Genomic DNA, 1,759 nt, shown 5'->3' with positions numbered 1-1,759 from the left:
CAAGTGGTCCCATGCAGCTGGCGCAGCCCTGGTCCCTATCAACTGGCGCATGACAGATTAGTCGCCGGCGCAGCCTCCGGTTTGATCGCAGCGGGCGCCGCACTCGGCGTCGCCGAGCTGATCGCAGCGTTCTTTCCCTCGGTGCAGTCCCCGGTGCTGTCCGTGGGCAACGTCGTCGTCGACAACGTGCCCAGCTGGGCCAAAGACTTCGCCATCCGGACGTTCGGCGAGAACGACAAGACGGCGCTGATCATCGGCACGACGATCTTTCTGTTCCTCTTCGCCGCCGTGATCGGCGTGATCACCACCAAGCGGCGCATCGCCGCACCGATCGGTGCCGCCCTCTTCGGCCTCGTCGGTGCGGCTTCGGCATTGACCCGGGTTGGTGCCGGCCCGCTCGCCGTCGTTCCCAGCATCGTCGGGGGGATCGTGGCATGGCTGGTCATGGACCTGCTGCTGTGGCCGCCCCAGGCGGCCGACAAGGTTTCCGAGTCCACCGACCGCCGTCGCTTTCTGGTCGGCTCCTCCCTCGTCGTCGCTGGTGCGGCCGCGGCCGGTGGTCTCGGGAGGGTGTTGTCCGGGGTGTTCAAGGTGTCGACCAACCGGGACGACATTGCACTCCCAGCGCCCGCTGATCCGGCCGTCACGCTGCCCTCGGGCGTCGACCCCGACATTGAGGGTCTCACCCCGTTTATCACTCCAGTCGACAAGTTCTATCGGGTCGATACCGCCCTCGAGGTCCCCCGGGTGAACGGCGACGACTGGGAACTCAAGGTGCAGGGCATGGTTGACGAGGAGCGCAGCTACTCCCTCGCCGATCTACTCGACCGCAAGCTGGTGGAGCGCACCATCACGTTGGTGTGCGTCTCCAATCAGGTGGGCGGCACCTATGCCAGCACCGCCAAGTGGTTGGGTGTCCCCCTCGCCGAGATCCTCGACGAGGCGGGCGTTCAGGACGGCGCCGACCAGCTGCTCAGCCGCTCGGTCGACAACTTCACCGCCGGAACCCCGATCGAGACAATCTACGACGGCCGCGACGCCCTGCTGGTCGTCGGCATGAACGGCGAACCTCTCCCGATCGAGCGGGGATTCCCAGCTCGGCTGATCGTTCCCGGCCTGTACGGCTTTGTGTCGGCCACTAAGTGGTTGGCCGAACTGAACGTGACCACCTTCGCCGACGAGCAGGCCTACTGGCGCAAGCGTGACTGGGCTGAGCAGGCCCCCATCAAGACGTTCAGCCGCATCGACCGCCCCGGCGGTCTCGGCGACAAGGTTGAAGCCGGCATGGTGGCGGTGGCCGGCGTCGCTTGGGACCCTCACGTCGGGATCGACAAGGTCGAGCTCAAGATCGATGACGGGAAATGGGTCCAAGCCGACCTCGCCCCCGTTCCCTCCGCTGACACCTGGGTCCAGTGGTCCTACGGCTGGAAAGCCGTCCCAGGCAGTCACAACATCGTCGTCCGGGCAACCAATGCCGATGGCGAAACCCAGACGTCCGACCGGGTCATGCCCATCCCCGATGGTGCAACCGGCTGGCAAAAGATCGTGGTGAACGTGACATGAACGTCCGCCGCGTCCACAAAAATCCCTGCGAAAGGAACCCAATCATGCGTTTCAACACCAAGCCCCGTAAGGCCATCGTCGCATTCGGACTGGTCGGCACATTGATTCTTGCTGGCTGCTCCGATGACGACTCCACCACGTCGGCGTCCGAGACCACCTCGGCATCCGCCGACACGACCGCCGCCGGGTCGGCATC

The 1,759-nt window shown here is 65.4% G+C and carries 1 protein-coding gene; it reads left to right on the top strand.

The window, feature by feature from the left end:
- A partial coding sequence (locus PKD89_RS16090) for a molybdopterin-dependent oxidoreductase (protein WP_289011193.1) occupies positions 1–1,563 on the top strand: 1,563 nt, incomplete at its 5' end.
- Between the last annotated feature and the right edge of the window lie 196 nt (positions 1,564–1,759).

It is taken from the genome of Candidatus Neomicrothrix sp., assembly GCF_035329545.1.
GTDB lineage: Bacteria > Actinomycetota > Acidimicrobiia > Acidimicrobiales > Microtrichaceae > Microthrix > Microthrix subdominans.
This window is presented reverse-complemented; position numbering and strand designations above follow the sequence as displayed.